General features: G+C 68.6%; 13 protein-coding genes. 9 read left to right on the forward strand and 4 right to left on the reverse strand.

Annotated features, from left to right (window positions below; all coding sequences use genetic code 11):
- The first annotated feature begins 182 nt into the window (after positions 1 to 182).
- The 4 genes from OHA72_RS08285 (at position 183) to OHA72_RS08300 (ending at position 6,440) form a co-directional block, all read left to right on the forward strand.
- On the forward strand, positions 183 to 617 hold the full coding sequence (locus tag OHA72_RS08285) for a DUF5318 domain-containing protein (RefSeq protein ID WP_327007245.1): 435 nt from the start codon (positions 183 to 185) through the stop codon (positions 615 to 617).
- A 570-nt stretch (positions 618 to 1,187) separates the two neighbouring features.
- Positions 1,188 to 3,596 carry a transglycosylase domain-containing protein gene (locus OHA72_RS08290; protein WP_327007246.1) on the forward strand — a complete coding sequence of 803 codons (2,409 nt, stop codon included), beginning with the start codon at positions 1,188 to 1,190 and terminating at the stop codon, positions 3,594 to 3,596.
- Between the two features lie 200 nt (positions 3,597 to 3,796).
- Complete coding sequence (locus tag OHA72_RS08295) at positions 3,797 to 4,990, forward strand: glycosyltransferase 87 family protein (protein ID WP_327007247.1); 1,194 nt, start codon at positions 3,797 to 3,799, stop codon at positions 4,988 to 4,990.
- Between the two features lie 4 nt (positions 4,991 to 4,994).
- A complete protein-coding gene (locus OHA72_RS08300) occupies positions 4,995 to 6,440 on the forward strand; it encodes a glycosyltransferase family 87 protein (RefSeq protein WP_327007248.1) in 1,446 nt (481 codons plus the stop codon).
- A gap of 66 nt (positions 6,441 to 6,506) precedes the next feature.
- Here OHA72_RS08300 and OHA72_RS08305 read toward each other — a convergent pair whose 3' ends face one another.
- Complete coding sequence (locus OHA72_RS08305; protein ID WP_327007249.1) at positions 6,507 to 8,738, reverse strand: hypothetical protein; 2,232 nt, start codon at positions 8,736 to 8,738, stop codon at positions 6,507 to 6,509.
- A 5-nt stretch (positions 8,739 to 8,743) separates the two neighbouring features.
- On the reverse strand, positions 8,744 to 9,517 hold the full coding sequence (locus OHA72_RS08310) for a deoxyribonuclease IV (protein WP_327007250.1): 774 nt from the start codon (positions 9,515 to 9,517) through the stop codon (positions 8,744 to 8,746).
- A 245-nt stretch (positions 9,518 to 9,762) separates the two neighbouring features.
- On the opposite strand from OHA72_RS08310, the gene OHA72_RS08315 reads away from it, so the two are divergent.
- From OHA72_RS08315 to rplI, 5 genes are all read left to right on the forward strand, one after another.
- The gene (locus OHA72_RS08315; RefSeq protein ID WP_327007251.1) at positions 9,763 to 10,551 is read left to right on the forward strand and encodes a hypothetical protein; all 789 of its coding nucleotides are present in this window, start codon (positions 9,763 to 9,765) and stop codon (positions 10,549 to 10,551) included.
- A gap of 222 nt (positions 10,552 to 10,773) precedes the next feature.
- A complete protein-coding gene (gene rpsF, locus OHA72_RS08320; protein WP_033359943.1) occupies positions 10,774 to 11,064 on the forward strand; it encodes a 30S ribosomal protein S6 in 291 nt (96 codons plus the stop codon).
- Positions 11,065 to 11,172: 108 nt separating this feature from the next.
- Positions 11,173 to 11,700 carry a single-stranded DNA-binding protein gene (locus OHA72_RS08325; RefSeq protein ID WP_327007252.1) on the forward strand — a complete coding sequence of 176 codons (528 nt, stop codon included), beginning with the start codon at positions 11,173 to 11,175 and terminating at the stop codon, positions 11,698 to 11,700.
- Between the two features lie 20 nt (positions 11,701 to 11,720).
- Positions 11,721 to 11,960 (forward strand): 30S ribosomal protein S18, encoded by a 240-nt coding sequence (gene rpsR, locus OHA72_RS08330; RefSeq protein WP_033359945.1) that lies wholly within the window; start codon positions 11,721 to 11,723, stop codon positions 11,958 to 11,960.
- A gap of 12 nt (positions 11,961 to 11,972) precedes the next feature.
- Positions 11,973 to 12,422, forward strand: a complete 450-nt coding sequence (gene rplI / locus OHA72_RS08335) for a 50S ribosomal protein L9 (protein WP_327007253.1) — start codon at positions 11,973 to 11,975, stop codon at positions 12,420 to 12,422.
- An 86-nt stretch (positions 12,423 to 12,508) separates the two neighbouring features.
- Here the strand turns inward: rplI and OHA72_RS08340 are convergent, their stop codons facing one another.
- Entirely contained in the window at positions 12,509 to 14,011 is a 1,503-nt protein-coding gene (locus OHA72_RS08340; protein WP_327007254.1) for a vWA domain-containing protein, read from the reverse strand.
- A gap of 144 nt (positions 14,012 to 14,155) precedes the next feature.
- On the reverse strand, positions 14,156 to 14,605 hold the full coding sequence (locus tag OHA72_RS08345; RefSeq protein WP_327007255.1) for a hypothetical protein: 450 nt from the start codon (positions 14,603 to 14,605) through the stop codon (positions 14,156 to 14,158).
- Positions 14,606 to 14,903: the final 298 nt, after the last annotated feature.

The raw sequence follows: 14,903 nt of genomic DNA on the forward strand, positions 1-14,903 counted from the left end.
CAGCCTCCCTTCGTTAACCCGGCCGATGTATCGGTCCGATACATCGCAACGGTAGGCCCATGACCGAACGGATGCAACGCCGCTGACCAAGTGGCCTGGACCACAGCGCTGATCGTCTATCCGACGGTTACCGATCGTGACCGATGTCGCCGAGCGGCGCGTGACCGCGTACCCTCGGGCGCATGCGTACCCAGCGTCAGGTGGTCGACTTCTCCTTGCGGAGACGCGCCCTGCTGCGTGAGGTGCATTCCGGGCGCGTCGGCACCTATGAGGTGTGCGACGCGTCGCCATACCTGAAGAGCGCAGCGAAATTCCACGGCGAGCCGACGGACGAGCTGTGCCCGGTGTGCCGCCGGGAGAACCTCACCCATGTGCACTACATCTATGGGGACGAGCTGCGGCAGTCGTCTGGTCAGGCCCGCCGCCTGACCGAGCTGCCACTCCTGGCGATGACGCTGAGTGAGTTTCACGTCTACGTGGTGGAGGTCTGCCGCGACTGCGGCTGGAATCACCTCGTGGAGCAGTATCTGCTGGGTCGGGACGGCCTTGCGGCCGGATCGGACGATGGAGCCGCTGGTCGGTCCTCGACGCGGGTCCGAGGAGGGGCGGCCGAGTGAACCTGGCCCGCAAGCGCGGCGGGTCGATTTGCATCGAAGCCCTTACGGGCGGTGACCACCGCCCGCGCGGCCTGCGGCCTCACGGCCGCTTGACCGCGACAACCGCAGACTTGAGACCTGACCGACGAGTGGCTCAGCTCACAGACATGGTGGCGACGGAGCATGCGACAACGACGCAACCGGCAAGGTGGGACGAATGAACTACGGTGACCCGACCAACTCCCCCTCGGGCCGGGCGCAGGTTCCTGGATCCTTTCCGGGACCAGACGGTGACGACCCCTTCGGTGGCCCCCCGCTGCCACCTCCGCCTCCGTTGCCTCCACCGAGCGCCGGTGCCGCGGGCCGGGCGACGGTCGGCCGCGCGAGTGTAGGCCGCCCCGGCGGTGACGAGCCGCGCACCGGGCGCGCCTCCGTGCCCGTGTCGGGTGCGTCCGGATCCGCGTCGGTGCCGGGTGTCTCGGGCTCGGCGTCCGTGGGCTCCGCTTCCGTGCTGGGCTCTGCGTCGGTGCCAGGCTCCCCGCGGGCCGCGCGACGGTCGGGCGGGCCACGGTCGGCCGCGCGTCGGTCTCGATGCCGTCGGGTGCCGAGGGCTTCGGCGACGGACCCGGTGGCCCGGGCGGGCCCGGTGGACCTGACGGCAGCGGTCCAGGCAGGGGCAAGGGCGGCGGCACCGCCAAGGCCAAGCGCCGGCGCCGCCGCAACATCCTCATCGCCTCGATTGCCGCGTTCATCATGATCGCCGGCATCGGCATGGTCAGCGGCACGTACTACTTCGACCAGGTCGCCCTGCCGGAGAACCTGGCCATGGAGCAGTCGACCACGATCTACTACGCCGACGGCGTCACGCCCATGGGTCGCATCGGTGACAAGAACCGCACCGTCATCCCGTTCGACCAGATCCCGCTCGACGTGCAGCACGCCGTCGTCGCGGCCGAGGACAACACGTTCTACACCAACGACGGCGTCGACTACAAAGGCGTCGTCCGCGCGGCGTGGAACAACGTCACCGGCGGCGACCGGCAGGGTGCCTCGACGATCAGCCAGCAGTACGCCCGTAAGTGGGCGGAGCTGGAGGGCGTCACCTACGCCCGGAAGTTGCGTGAGGCCGTCATCGCGCTGAAGCTCAACCAGGAGTACACCAAAGAGCAGATCATGACGATGTACCTCAACATCGTCTACTTCGGCCGCGGTGCGTACGGCATCCAGGCAGCCTCCATCGCGTACTTCAACAAGCCCGCGAAGGATCTGACGATGGCGGAGGGCATGGTCCTCGCCGGCATCATCAAGAGCCCCGACAGCAGCGGCGGCAAGGGCAGCCCGTTCGACCCGAACGTCGACAAGCAGCAGGCCACGGACCGCTTCAACTACATCAAGAGCCAGATGATCTCGTTGAAGTTCGTCAAGGCCGAAGAGGCCGAGGCGAAGATGGCCTACCCGGCGAAGGTCATCACGCCGGCCGAGTCCAGGGCCAACGCGATCAAGACCCAGGGCAGCATGGACAAGCCCGAGGGCCTGATCGTGCACCACGTGCTCGACGAGGTCGCCTCGCTGACCGACCCGAAGACCGGCGCCCTGCTCTACGAGGGCGTCGACGCCGACGGCAGCAAGAACTTCGACAAGATCGCCAACGGCGGTCTGAAGATCGTCACCACGATCGACCAGAAGCTGCAGCAGGCCGCGGTCCAGGAGGCCAGCCGCAACCCCGAGTCGCGGGTCAACAAGTATCCGGGCAACATTCAGGCCGCCCTCGTGTCGGTCGAGCCGGGCACCGGCGCGGTCAAGGCCTACTACGGCGGCGACAACGGCAACGGCGGCGACTTCGCCGGCTACTACAACGACCCGGTGCTCAGCAACGGCGAGGACAGCTGCTGCGGCGGCCATCCGCCGGGCTCGACGATGAAGGTCTACACGCTGGCGACCGGTCTGATGGCCGGCTACACGATCGACTCGTACTGGAACGGCGACTCGCCGCAGCAGTTCCCCGCCAGCGGCCGAACCGCCAAGAACCCGGTCAAGAACGCCGGTGAGGGCAACGTCTCCTCGCCGAAGTGCAAGTCGGGCGACGGCAAGTGGTGCACCTTGGAAGAGGTCACCGTCATGTCGCTCAACGTGCCCTTCTTCGCACTCGCCGAGAAGGTCGGCCCGGCCAAGGTGATCGACACCGCCCGTGCGGCCGGCATCACCGACATGTGGGCCAACGTCGACGGGAAGTCCAAGAAGATCGACCTCGTCACCCAAAAGGGCGCCGACGTGTTCCCGAAGTACTTCAACACCGAGGTCGCCTTCGGTCAGTACCCGATCACGGTCCTTGAGCACGCCGGCGGCATCGCCACCTTCGCCGCCCGCGGCGTGGCGGCGAAGACGCACTTCCTGAAGGAGATCTGGGAAGGCGGCAAGAAGACCTACGGCGAGGTGATCAACCCGAAGCGCATCCCGGGCTTCACCGACCAGATGGCCGACGACCTCAACACCGTCCTGCAGGGCGTGCCGAAGCACTACGGCCTGAAGCTCAAGGACGGCCGCCAGATCGCCGGCAAGACCGGCACCTGGCAGCTCGGCCAGACCACCTCCAACGCGCACGCGTGGTTCGTCGGCTACACCGCCTACGACCCGGGCAAGAAGTCGCCGGGCCTGGCGACCGCGGTGTGGGTCGGCAACAAGGCCGAGGAGCAGAAGATCGTCGACAGCAAGGGCGCGGGCATCATCGGCGGTAACCTGCCCGGCCCGATCTGGCAGGACTACATGGACAAGGCCGAGGCCATCATCAAGCAGCCGAAGATCAACTTCCCGGGACCGAAGAACGTCGGCAACCTGGAGGTCGGCACCGGCATCTCGCCGCAGCCGAGCGTGCCGGTCGACCCGACCATCCCGGGCGGCGGCCCCGGCATCCCGGGCGGACCCGGCAACACCCAGAGCCCGGGCCCCGGCGGCAACGGCGGCGGCATCATCCCGACAGTCACGCCGACCCGAAGGCGCTGACCAGACAGGTGTAGTGGCAGGCCGAAGATGTGCGGCCACGGTAACGGCGGTATGTTCGCACCCTGCCGGCTCCAGCAGTGACCACCGGACCGCTCACCACCACACCCTCACCAGTGGACCAGAGGTGGGCCGAAGATGTGCGGCCACGGTAACGGCGGTATGTTCGCCGGGACCGTGGCCGCTGTCGTTGGGGGTTTGCGTTGGAAGCGGGCAGGCTGAAGGCCGTCCGGTGGGGGTTGCTCGCGCTGTTCGTGGCGCTCGTGGCCTATGCGCACTGGTGGTATGGCATCCGGCACCACTTCTACGACCTCAAGATCTACCGGCAGGCCATCGACTGGTGGCTCGACGGGCACGACCTCTACACGTTCACCAAGCCCGACGACACGCAGGGCGCGCTCGGCTTCACGTATCCGCCGTTCGGCGCGATGGTGCTGGTCCCGTTCGCGCTGCTGGCCAAGAACGCCGCCGTGACCGTCTACGCCGTCATCGCCCTCGCCGGGCTGCTCGTCACCAGCTACTGGCTGGTCGCCCCGGTGGCGCGCAGGCACGGCTGGTCGCTGCCCTTCATGCTCGTGCTGTCGACCGTCGTGTTCAGCACGCTCGAGCCGATCCGTGAAACGTTCAGCTTCGGGCAGATCAACGTGCTGCTGATCCTGTTGATTTTGGCCGACCTGCTGATCCTGCTGCCCCGGGAGAGCCGGTGGGCGGGCGTCCTGATCGGTCTCGCCGCCGCCATCAAGCTGACGCCGGCCATCTTCATCGTGTATCTGCTGGTCAGCCGCCGGTACCGGGCGGGCATCACGGCAATCGTGAGCGCCGCGGTCGCAACACTGATCGCCGCCGCGGTCGCACCCCGGGCGTCGTGGGACTTCTGGAGCGACACGCTGTGGAAGGGCGACGGGATCGGCAACAAGGCCTACATCCCCAACCAGTCGCTGCGCGGTCTGCTCGCCCGCTACGACGCGCCCACCTGGCTGTGGGTGCTGCTGGTGCTGGCCGTCGTCGCCGCGGGGCTGTGGCGCGCTCGCCGGGCCGCACTCGCCGGTGACGAGGTCGTCGGGCTCACCATCGCCGGCCTCGTGGGCTGCCTGGCCAGCCCGATTACCTGGATCCATCATCTGTACTGGTTCGTCCCGGCGCTGGTCGTCCTCGTCGACGCGGGCCGGCGATGGCTTGCCGTATTGATCGCTGTCACCGTCGGTGTGGGCATGGTGTCGCTCTACGACCAGGGCCTGCCCGTCGACCCGTGGGGCAAGGGCGTCCTCGGTTTCTTCATCGAGAACTGGTACGTGCTGCTCGCCGCGGCGCTGCTGTTCGCACTGCCGATCCGGCGGGTCGGCGAGCAAACCACGTCGGGTGGTGCACCCGCCTCGGAGGTTGCGACGGTACGGTGATGCGATGCCGCCGACTGTGCGACCCGAGCGCCGCCTGAGTGACGAGCCCGCCAACTCCGACCGTTTCGTCGGTGGCCTCTCCGAGTCGATCGGTGGGCCCCTGGGTAGTCACGCAGTGCGGACGTCGAGCCGTTTCTGGACCCCCGCGAGAGTGGTCCTGCTGCTGATCTGCGCCATGCTCAGCTTCTCCTGGATGCAGAAGTCCCCCTGTCGCGACGGCGCGTGGGTGGACATGAAGCAGTACAAGTATTTCTGCTACACCGACGTGCTGGCCCTGTACTACGCCGAGGGGCTCAACGAAGGTCAGGTCCCCTACGCCGACCACCAGGTCGAGTATCCGGTCCTGACCGGCGCGTTCATGGGTGTGCTCGGCCTGCCCGTGTACTCCCTCGGCCAGCAGGACCGCATCGACAACCCCGGCCAGACGTTCTACGACCTCAACGCCGTCGTGCTCAGCGCGTTCGGCATCGCCGCGGTCGCCGCGACGCTCGCCATACGCCGGCGAAGGCCCTGGGACGCCGCGATGTTCGCCGCGGCGCCCGCGTTGTTCGTGTCCGCGACCGTCAACTGGGACCTCTTCTGCGTGGGTCTCGCCTCCATCTCGCTCGTGTTCTGGGCCAGACGAAGACCGCTGCTCGCCGGTCTCTTCCTCGGCCTGGCGACGGCCGCGAAGTTCTATCCGGTGCTGATCCTCGGCGCGCTGCTGGTGCTGTGCCTGCGCACCGGCAAGTGGAAGGAGGCCCTCGCCACCTTCGGCGTCGGCGCCGGCACCTGGCTGGCGATCAACGTGCCGGTCGCGGCGCTGTACTGGGACTCGTGGGCCAAGTTCTGGGACTTCAACTCCCAGCGCGGCATCGACTGGGGCACCCTCTGGTACATCGGGGCGCACTTCCCGCGCGGCTCCGGGCAGTACGGGTTCCCGTTCTTCCAGAACCTCGACACGGACCCTGAGCACAGCACCCTGAACGTGCTGTATCTCGGCCTGTTTCTGCTCAGCTGCGTCGGCATCCTGGTCATCGGCATGACCGCGCCGATCCCGCCGCGCCTGGCGCAGCTGGCGTTCCTGATCGTGGCCGCGTTCCTGATCACCGGCAAGGTCTGGTCCCAGCAGTACGTGCTGTGGCTGATCCCGCTCGCGGTGCTCGCCCGCCCCCGATGGGGCGCGTTCCTCGCCTGGCAGGCGGCCGAGGTGCTCTACTTCGTGTCGTTCTACGGCGAGCTCATGGGCGCCTCCGGCCGGCAGGTGTTTCCGGAGGGCGTGTTCGTGCTCGCCTCGATCCTGCGGCTGGTCACGCTCGCGGTCCTGGTCGGCTACGTGATCCGCGACATCCGGCACCCGGAGATGGACGTCGTGCGCGACACCTACGAAGGCGAGGATCCCGACGGCGGGGCCTTCAACAGCGACGAGGCGTCGCTGATCGAGCCGCCACCGCTCGTCAAGGCGCTGTAGCAGTCACGCGAGAGGGGCCGGCGGATTCCGCCGGCCCCTCTTTGCTGCCCTCTTCGCGTCGCTGTGTCAGCCGGCCTCGACCTTGTAGAGCACGACGTCGTTCTGCTCCGTGCGGGTCAGGCCGAGCCCGTCGATCGGCGCGTCGATCGCCCGCTCGTATGCGCTGCCGAGCGCCTGGCTGCGCACCACGATGACGGTGCGGATGCCCCGCTCCCGCAGCAGCGCCACGGTCGCCGCGTCGGGGAACTGCTGCATCGTGAGCCGCAGCTCCTGCTGGTCCATCGGCGTGAAGCCGCTGCCACCGTTGACGATCTTCGGGAACCCGTCGGTGCTCCACAGCATGACGTTCATGTCGAACAGCTCGTGGCTCGGCAGCACCATCAGCGGACCCTGCACCGTGCTCATCGCCACCGGCGTGGTCGGCACCACGGGGTGCGGCGTGCTGTGGGCGCCCTCGAACAGCACCAGCATCACCGGGATCAGCGTGGCCAGGCGGGGCAGGAACCCGGCGCGGTCGCTGCGCTCCGTCTGTGTCCGGTCGGCGAACAGCTCCACCGCCCGCTCCGCGAACGCGCTCACCGCCCCGGCCGCGAGCAGCGCCAGGAACAGCGTCGTCCACACCACCAGGCGACCCGACGTGCGGATGCCGTCGAAGCCGGGCAGCGCCCGGTACAACGCCAGGTAGCCGAACTCGCCCTTGCCCAAGCCGTGCGTCCCCATCGCCAGCGCGACCGTGACCACGACCCCGACCAGCATCCAGATCCGGTGCTTGATCCGCCATGTGGACACGAACAGCCCGGCGAACGCCAGCCCGTACAGGAAGAAACCGGGCAGCAGCGCCATCTCCGGCGCCCAGGTCAGCGTGCCGCGGGCGGCCGCATACGCGTCGCCCCACAGCCACGACTCCGGCGGCGCGATGAAGAAGCCCTTCAGCGGCGGCGAGAACAGCCCGACGAGCTCCTCGCTGCGCCGCGCATACGGGTGGTCCTTGAGCACCTGCAGGTAGGGATACGCCATCAGCGCGCCGACCGCGGCGAACAGGGTCCCGCCGCCGAGGTTGGCGAAGAACAGCTTCCAGCCGAACGGCCGGGCGAATCCCCGCCTCCGCACGTGCCGGTAACCCCACGACACGGCCGTCGCCACCACGATCAGCAGCAGCGCATAGACGAACGGGATGCCGATGCCGAAGCCCAGGCTGATCTGCCACGCCGCGACGAGCCAGCCGGCGAGCACCCAGCCCCACCGCCGCCGGTCCGGCTGATAGCCGTCACGCAGCGAGAACCCGTGCCCGCGGGCAAGCATCGCCAGCGCCAGCGCGATCCCGCCGATCGACAGCACGTGCAGGTGACCCGCCTGCCCCAGCCGCCACGGCGCATACGCGAACGCGGCGCCGGCCACGACCGCACCGGTCGGCCGGGCCCCCAGCTGCCGCGCCAGCACATACGCACCGAAGAACGCGAGCGCGAAGATCAGGACGTACATGATGTTGTACCGCACGAGCGCCGCCACCGGCCCGCTGCCGATCATGCCGGCGGGCGCGTAACCGAGCAGCGTGTCCGAGAACGCGTAGCTGTACTTGTCGGGGAAGAACGCGTTGGCATTCCACAGCTGCCCCGGGTCGCTGATGAGGGCGTGCCCTCCCCACGACATCTGCCATGCCTGCAGCGTCGGGTCCGCGGTGTCCTGCGGGATCGTGGTGGCCGGGTGCCGCAGGGTCGGCCAGGTCATGAACGCTGCCAGCAGCACCGAACCGACCGCGGCCATCGTCCACTCGTGCCCGAGGAACTCCCCGACGGCGTTGCCGACGCGGCTCGCCACCCTGCGGGCCCGGCTGGGCTCCGCCTCGGGGACGGGGGCGAAGGAGCCGAACGGGTCCTCGTCCTGGGCTTTGTCCCCGGCCTTGACGAGGCTTACGCGCTGATCGCCCTTCGCCGTCTCCGTGGCGTCGGACGTGGTCGGCTCCGTGGCATCGGACGTGGCGGTGTCCTTCGTGGACGCTGCGGCGTCGGACGTCGCGCCGGTCTTCGCGGCCTCCTGCGCGGCGGTCTTCGCGGGCTCCTGCGCGCCGCCCTTCGCGGACTCCTGTGCGCCGTCTTTCTCCGCCTCCCGCTCGCCCGCTTTCGCGCCCTTTTGCGTGGGCGGTGTCGCGGCCGAAACTTTCGCGTCCGCGTCCGCCTTTGCGCGTGTGGGCCTTCCGTTGTCGGCGGCCGGATCCTCGAGGGCTGCCGCCGCCGGCTCCGGCTCCTTGGACTCCGTGGCGGCTGGCTCCGCCTCCGGGTCCTTCTCAGTCTCGGACACGTTGCTCACGCCAGCCGCTCCCGCAGGTAGGTGATGTCGGCGGTCTGCCCGTCGGCCCCGCCTGGCGTCTCGACCAGTGCCGGCGCGCCCGCCGCCCGGATCACCGCGACGATGAGCTCCGGGTCGATCTCGCCGGCCGTCAGGTTGTCGTGCCGGTCCCGCCCCGAGTCGAACCCGTCGCGGGAGTTGTTGGCGTGGATGAGGTCGATCCGCCCGGTGATGGCCTTGACCCGCTCGACGATGTCCAGCAGGTCCTCACCGCCCGCGTGGGCGTGGCAGGTGTCCAGGCAGAACCCGACCTCATACTCACCGACCGCGTCCCACAGCCGGGCCAGCGCGTCGAAGCGCCTGGCGCAGGCGTTGTCGCCGCCGGCCGTGTTCTCGATCAGGATCGGCGTCTTGAAGCCGCCCTCATCAGCGGCGAACGCGAACGTCTTGCGCCAGTTGTCGAAGCCGGCGTCCAGGCCCTTGGCGTCCTCCACGTGCCCGCCGTGCACGATCAGCCCCTTGGCACCGACCTTCGCGGCTCCCGACGCATGTCTGAAGAGCAGCTTGCGGCTGGGGATGCGGATCCTGTTGTTGGACGACGCGACGTTGATCCGATAAGGCGCGTGGATGTAAACGTCGACGTCGGAGGCGATGAGCGCCTCGGCATCCGGACGGTCTTTGGGATCGGCCCAGCCCTGCGGGTCGGTCAGGAAGAACTGGACCAGGTCAGCACCGCGAGCCGCTGCCTCGGCCAGTGGCTCAGCGGGGTCGACGTGAGCACCGATTCGCATGCCGCAGAGCCTACGACGTGGGACCGACAGTTTGCGCGACCCGGGCCCGGGGCCTGGCGGTAACCCGACCGAAGGGTCCGGAATGCCAGGCTTCCGTCACCGTCCAGTCGGCCGCGTCGTTACGCAACCAGGACGCCCGTGATCGCGCGGCCTCGATGGAATGGCATCTGATCAATCCTCAACCTTGGATGGCTACCTTGTCTGGACACCGACCGGCACTCCGCGTGGCGGCAGCAGCCGCTGCGTTGTTCGCCGCGGCCCTGACCGTGGGCGCCAGCCCCGTGCACGCCGCTCCTTCCACCCCGACCGTCGAGTTCAGCGGCGGGAGTGTGTTGAGCCTGCTGGTGTGCAAGTCGGAGCCCAGTACCGGCAGCGTCTCGGTCCCGGCCGAGTCGCGGGTCAACTTCGTCAACCGGCTCGGCCAGGGCGCGACCCTCAAGGTCGACGGCAAGGCCGTCTCGGCGGTACAGCCGAACCAGGCCGTGCCGGTCGTCTTCAAGAAGGGCCCGGTCGACGTCGCGATGACGTTCTCCTGCGGCGTCGGCGTGGTCGAGCAGTTCAAGCCGGTCTCCGTCGGGGTCACCGCGCCGCCCGCCGCTCCGGCTGCGGGGCAGGGCGCGGGTCAGGGCGGCCAGGCGGGTCAGCCGGCGGCGACGAACGGGCCGGCCGGTGCCGCGGCCGCCGCCGCCAACCAGGCCATCAACCCCTCGGCGAACGCGCGCTCGACCCGTAAGCCGTCCACGACCCCGTCGGGCAGCACCGGCGAGGTGGACGGGACCGGCACCGAGCCGGTCGACCCGTCGCTGCTCGGCCCGGACGCGACCGCGTCGCCTGCCGCAGGGGCCGATGTCAACGCGAGTACCTCGACGGACGAGCGGGTATTCGTCGAGGAGCCCGTTGCTGCGAGCGGTCCGGCCACGAACGCCCCCACCGGGCTGCTGGCACTGGTCGCCACGGTCTGCGTGGTCGGCGTGGGAATCGCCGCAATTCGGGCTATCATTGCGCAGCGGTCATCACGCGCTAGCTACGCTTAAGGTACAATTAGGTAGCTCCGCGGGGCGCCGTCATCCAACGCACCGGTGTGGTCGTTCCTCCCCAGGTCCCACCCAGAGAAGCGGATGACGCGCCCCGCGGTCTTTGCATGTCCCCGCCCCGTGTACTCTAGTTCGGTCTGCCGCCTATCGGCTGGCAGGCGACGCACGACCTCCTGCCGCGGATGGACCGCGGCCGCTTAGCCCGTAGGAGGTGAGAACGTCTTGCGTCATTACGAAATCATGGTGATCCTCGATGGAAGTCTCGAGGAGCGCACCGTCGCACCGTCGCTCGACACGTATCTGAACGTGATCCGGACGTCGGGTGGCTCGGTGGAGAAGCTCGACGTGTGGGGCCGCAGGCGCCTCTCGTACGAGATCAACAAGAAGACCGAGGGCATCTACGCCGTCATCGACCTCCAGGCATCGCCGGAGTCGGTGGCCGAGCTGGACCGTCAGCTGCGACTCAACGAGTCCGTGCTGCGCACCAAGGTCATCCGGCCCGAGGTCCGCTAAGCGGATCCGGGCGAGATCGACCTGCTTCGCCGGCCACACGTCACCGGGAATTGTCATACCCCTGTGACAAGGTGGGCCAAACCCCAGTGCGCGAGGAGTTGACTCAATATGGCAGCAGGAGACACCACGATCACGGTCATCGGCAATCTGACCGACGACCCCGAGTTGCGCTTCACTCCGTCTGGAGCGGCCGTGGCCAAGTTCCGGGTGGCATCGACCCCCCGGTTCATGGACAAGACCTCCAACGAGTGGAAGGACGGCGAGCCGCTGTTCCTGTCCTGCACGGTGTGGCGCCAGGCGGCTGAGAATGTCGCCGAGTCGCTGCAGCGTGGTGCCCGCGTGATTGTCTCCGGCCGCCTGAAGCAGCGGACCTATGAGACGCGCGAGGGCGAGAAGCGCACTGTCATCGAGCTTGAGGTCGACGAGATCGGCCCCTCGCTGCGCTACGCGACTGCCAAGGTGCAGAAGATGCAGCGCTCCGGTGGCGGTGGCGGCTTCGGCGCTTCATCCGGTGGTGGCGGTGGCGGCGGCGGTGGCGGCGGGTTTGACGACCCGTGGGCCAGCGCGCAGCCGGCCAACGCCGGAAGCGGTGGCGGCAGGTCGAGCTCATCCTTCGACGACGAGCCCCCGTTCTAATGGCATCAGGAGCAAGAGCAATGGCGAAGGCTGCGGCCCTGCGCAAACCGAAGAAGAAGGTGAACCCTCTCGACAAGGAGGGCATCGCCTACATCGACTACAAGGACACCGCGCTGCTGCGTAAGTTCATCTCCGACCGCGGCAAGATCCGCGCTCGGCGGGTGACCGGCGTGACCGCACAGCAGCAGCGGCAGATCGCGCGTGCCGTCAAGAACGCACGCGAGATGGCCCTGCTCCCCTACACCGCGACTGCGCGATAAGGGGAGACTGATATGAAGATCATCCTGAAGCAGGAGGTCACCGGTCTCGGGACCCCCGGCGACGTGGTCGAGGTCAAGGACGGCTACGGGCGTAACTACCTGCTCCCGCAGGGCTACGCGATTCCGTGGACCAAGGGCGGCGAGAAGCAGATCGCGACCATCAAGCGTGCCCGTGGGGCCCGCGAGATCCGCGACCTGGGCCACGCCAACGAGGTCAAGGGCCAGCTGGAGAACCTCACCGTCAAGCTGGCCGTCCGCGCCGGCGAAGGCGGCCGGCTCTACGGCTCGGTCACCCCGGCCGAGGTCGCCGACGCCGTCACGAAGGCCGGCGGTCCGTCCCTGGACAAGCGCCGCCTCGAGCTGCCCGGCCACGTGAAGTCGGTCGGTGACTACAAGGTGCAGATCAAGCTGCACCCCGAGGTCGCCGCCAGCTTCACGCTGAAGGTCACGGCCGCCAAGTAACACCGCTGCAGACGAAGAGGGGCCCGCTTGGTGGAGCGGGCCCCTCTTCGGCGTCTGGCGCCGTGCTGCCGATGCTGTGCCGTCCCCTACCGGTAGAGCTTCGTCGCCGCCCGGATCACCTCGGCGAGCTCGGCGACCTGCTGATCCCCCTCGCCCAGCCGCAGCGCCAGCCGGAACAGGTCGTCCAGCTGGACCTCCTCGGCGTACCGGCTGGCGCGCAGCACCTCGGCGAAGTACGCGGCCGTGTAGCAGACCTGGACCTGCGGTGCCGCAGACGAGAACTCCCGGTCCAGCGACGCCACCGTCACCGACAGGTGCTGCTCGCTGGGCTCCCGCGTCCGCGGGTCCTGCCAGCGCACCCGCACGTCCGCCAGATGCCCCTCGGCACCGGCGCGCAAATGCAGCGCATACAGCGCGGTCACCGCATGCCCCGGCCCGACCTCGCCGCCGTCGACCCGGTCGTTGCGGAACGCCGACGCCGACAGCGTGCGGTTCTCGTAGCCGATCAACCGGTACGACGCCACAGCCGCGGGATCGAACTCCACCTGCGCCTTCGCGTCCAACGCACGGACCGCGAGCGTCGCCGGCAGCTGCTCCACGAAGACCTTGTTCGCCTCGGCGGTGTCGCTGACGTAGACGACATACCCGTCGCCCTTGTCGGCCAGCTCCTCCATGAACTTGTCGCCGTAGTCGCTGCCGACCCCGACACCCATCATCGTGATCTGCTTTGCCGCTGCCTCCTGCACCTCGCGGACCAGGGACGTGGCGTTCGTCGAGCCGACGTTCGGAAGGCCGTCGGAGAGCAGGATGACGCGGTTGGTCGAACCCGACCGGAAGCTCTTGCGCGCCGTCTCGTACCCGAGCCGCAGACCCTCCTCAAGGTTGGTGCTCCCCGCCACCCGCAGCCGGTCGATAGCACCGTGCAACGCCGAACGGTCCCGCACCGCCGTCATCTGCCGCAGCACCTCGGCGTTGTCGGAGTAGGCGATCAACGCCACCGAGTCCGTCGTGCGCAACTGATCCACCAGCGTGTGCAGGCCACTCTTGACCAGGTCGAGCTTGCCGGGCTCGGCCATCGAACCGGACACGTCCACGACGAACGTCAGCGACGCATCGAGGCGCTGCCCCTCAGGCTCCGCCCTCGTCTGCAGCCCCACCCGGAGCAACCTCGCCGTGTCACTGGGATTACGGTGCGTCCGGGGCAACCGGGCACCGTCCGCCAAAACGGCGAAGCCGTCGCCCGGAGGCTGCCTGTACCCCTGCGCGAACGAGTTGACGAACTCTTCCGGCCTGATCGTGCTCGCCGCCGGCCGTGTCCCCGACAGCAACTGCCGCTTCGCGTAGCCATAGGAGGCGGTGTCGACGTCGACCGCGAACGTGGACACCGGCTGGTTCGACGCCGACTGCTCGCCCGGAGCCTCGTCCGCCAGCTCACCGGTCGCGGGCGGACCCGGCTGACCGCCCTGCGGATTCATCGTCTTCGCGTTGTTGTAGGCGGGTGCCTCGCTGTCGTCGGACGAGGCGCCGCATGCCGTCAGGCACAACGCGGCGATCACGGCCACGGCGACGACACGGAACTGGCTGACCATGGAAGCCTCCCTGAAAGGTGTTTGGCCAGTCAGACGACGACCCACCCGTGATCGGCTCCGAGCGTAACCGGACAGAGACCCAAGCGTGAGCATCGGTGATCGTCTCGCAAGGATGCTGTGACCCTTCGACGGGAACCGATCGGATCAGAGCTGCGTCGCGAGCACCGCGAAGATCACCGTGGCCATGCCCGCACCCAGCACCGCGGAGGCGAAACCGATGGTCCACGCCCGCCAGCCGGACGTCGCCCACCCCAGGAACATCGCCACCGTGATCCCGAGCGCGAGCGCCACCGCGATCTGCGGCACGCCGTCCAGCAGATTGGTGAACGCCTCGGCCCGAGGCGCCGGACATTGCATCCCGAACGCGTCGACACAGCCGGGCCGCGGCTGCGACGACAGCGTCGCCGCCCAGATCACGTAGCCGATCAGCGGCACCACGTACCAGCAGGCGGTGGCGATGAACGCGCCCGCGTAGTCGGTGGACTCGTCCTCTTCCTCGTCCTGCCGCCGGAACGACCGCGGAGTGTGGTCACGACGGCCCGAGTAATAGCCCTCACCTGGCTCGCGTGACCTGTCCCACTCCGGGTAACCCACGGCCGCAGCGTCACTCTCCCGTGCGATGCCCGCCATCGTCCGTCCAGCCGGAAAACATCCCACCGTCACATCACTCGATCGGGCGACTATTTTTCGCGCACAGGCTGTGGATGAAGAAACCCCAGCTCAGCAACGCTTTGTGGATCCCAGCCGTAGGGTTGTCCACAGGGCTGTGCACAGCTGATCCCCCGATTGTGGACGGTGGTCCACAGGTTGTCCCAAGGGTTGTCCACCGGCCGGTTTTGACGAACGCCGGTCGCTCCATACGGTTGCGCGGGGCGCCCTCGTCTTTCGACAG

The sequence above is a fragment of the Dactylosporangium sp. NBC_01737 genome (genome assembly GCF_035963215.1).
Lineage (GTDB): Bacteria > Actinomycetota > Actinomycetes > Mycobacteriales > Micromonosporaceae > Dactylosporangium.